The organism is Dietzia sp. DQ12-76 (assembly GCF_014145045.1).
In the GTDB taxonomy this organism is placed as follows: Bacteria; Actinomycetota; Actinomycetes; order Mycobacteriales; family Mycobacteriaceae; genus Dietzia.
In genome coordinates, this window is the sequence record NZ_JAALDV010000524.1 from 1 (window position 1) to 2053 (window position 2053).

Sequence of the window (2053 nt, forward strand, 5' to 3'; positions counted from 1 at the left end):
CGGCCGCCGCGGCGGAGGCGACGACGGTCCACACGCCGGGGCGCCGGCGCTCACGCACATGGCTCAGATCGACCACGGCCGCACCGCCGGTGTCCCGGGTGCCGTCGGGTTCCGGTGTCCCCGCGTCGGTTACGGGCGCGGACTCCGCCGCGACCAGATCGAGAATCCTGGCCCGGAGCCCCGGCGGCGGCGGGACGTCGAGGTCGGCATCGGCCACCAGATCGGCTGCGACCTCCCGGGTGGACCGGATGTGGGCGAGCATCGACCTGCGCTGATCCGGTGCGGCGTTGACGAGGGTCTGCTCGACGGCCTCCGTCTCCTGATCGTCCAACGCATCCAGGGCGTAGAGGTCGAGATCCTCGGGATGAACCGTGCCCGGGGACTCCGGATGATCGTGGTGTCGGACGGTCATGACAGCTCACCCCCCAGGCAGCTCTTGAGACGGCGCAGGCCGTCCCGGATTCGTGATTTGATCGTGGGCAGTGCGGCCCCCAGCTGGTCGGCGACCTCTCGGTAGGTCAGTCCCGTGAAGTACGCCATCTCGATCGACTCGCGCTGGTTCTCGGTGAGCTCCCCCAGACAACGACGGACGTCGGCGGCATCTTCCTCCCGGGTGATCTCCTCGGTCACCTGGTCGGCGACGTCCCCGGAGTGGGTGATCCCCGCGGCGGCGTCCGCCTCGTCGCGCCGCGCCGCGGAGCTCTCCGACCGCACCCGGTCCACCGCGCGCCGGTGTGCGATGGTCAGCACCCAGGAATGGACCGACCCGAGCTTCGGACTGTACCCCGAGGCCTGCTTCCAGACCTGCAGGAACACCTCCTGCACGGTCTCCTCGGCGTACCCGGGGTCGCGGAGGACCCGCAGGGCGAGACCGTGGACCCGGGGCGCCATGAGGTCATAGAAGCGGGCGAAGGCCTCGAGGTCGCCGGCCGCGGAGAGTTCCAACAGGCGCCCCGGATCGGCCAGCGACAGGGCGGTGGGGTCGGACACGGAGGACAGTCTAATCCGAGGGGTGGGGAACTCAGGGAACGGGCGCGCGGTGGGGCGGCGCGTGTCGAGGACGGTCATGTCCCCGACACCCGGAACGTGCGGTTGTGCCAGCCCGTGGCCCCGGTGGGTATCGGAGGCTGCCGCGTCTCGGTCTGGACCTCACCGGTCGAATCGGTCGCCCGGACGGACAGCGTGTGCAGGCCGGGTTCGGCGTCCCACGTCCACGACCACATGCGCCAGGTATCGATCGAGTACTCCTCCGCGAGCGCTGCCTCGTTCCACGGCCCGTCGTCGACCCGCACCTCCACTCGGTCGATGCCGCGGTGTTGGGCCCACGCCGTCCCGGCGACCACGACGGGGCCGGGATCCAGCTGGGCCAGCGGGGCGGGCCGGTCGATACGGCTCGCGGTGAGGATCGGCCCCCTCTCGCCCCACCCCCGGTCGGTCCAGTAGGCGCTCGCCCGGTCGAACCGGGTGACCTCCCAGTCCACCACCCATTTGGTGGCGGAGACGTAGCCGTACAGGCCGGGGACGACCTGCCGGACGGGATACCCGTGCTCGAGAGGGAGCGGCTCGCCGTTCATCCCGACGGCCAGCAACGCGTCCCGCCCGTCCGTCAGTGCCTCGAGCGGGGTGCCCGCCGTCCAGCCGTCGACCGAGGTCGAGAGCAGCATGTCGGCCTCGGGCAGGGGCCCGGCTTCCGCGAGCAGTTCGTCGATCGGGAAGCCGGTCCAGGTCGCCGTTCCGGCGAGGTCGCCGCCGACCTCGTTGGACACGCAGGTCAGGGTGACGATCCGGTCCCGGAACTCCCTGCTCGTCAGGGACTGCCAGTCCAGCTCGATCTCCCTGTCCACCATCCCGTGGATCCGCAACCGCCAGTCCGCGGTGGTCAGGGCGGGTACCCGCAGCGCGGTGTCGATGCGGTAGAACTCCTCGTTGGACGTGAGGAACGGGGTGACACCGGGGGCGTCGGGAACCACTCCGTCCGGCACCGGCGGGGCGGCGTTGCGACCGAGTACCCGCGGCAGCCGCAGGCCCGCGCGCTCGGCGAGGGCGTCGGCGG

General features: G+C 71.7%; 3 protein-coding genes. All 3 read right to left on the reverse strand.

The annotated features are described in order from the left end of the window. A partial coding sequence (locus G6019_RS16060) for an RskA family anti-sigma factor (protein ID WP_439822634.1) occupies window positions 1-412 on the reverse strand: 412 nt, incomplete at its 3' end. Continuing rightward, window positions 409-990, reverse strand: coding sequence for an ECF RNA polymerase sigma factor SigK (gene sigK / locus G6019_RS16065; RefSeq protein WP_107758255.1), 582 nt, complete (start codon window positions 988-990; stop codon window positions 409-411). The genes G6019_RS16060 and sigK, both read right to left, overlap by 4 nt. Before the next feature lie 74 nt (window positions 991-1064). After that, window positions 1065-2053 (reverse strand): molybdopterin-dependent oxidoreductase (locus G6019_RS16070; protein WP_182628030.1); only part of this gene is annotated, 989 nt, incomplete at its 5' end.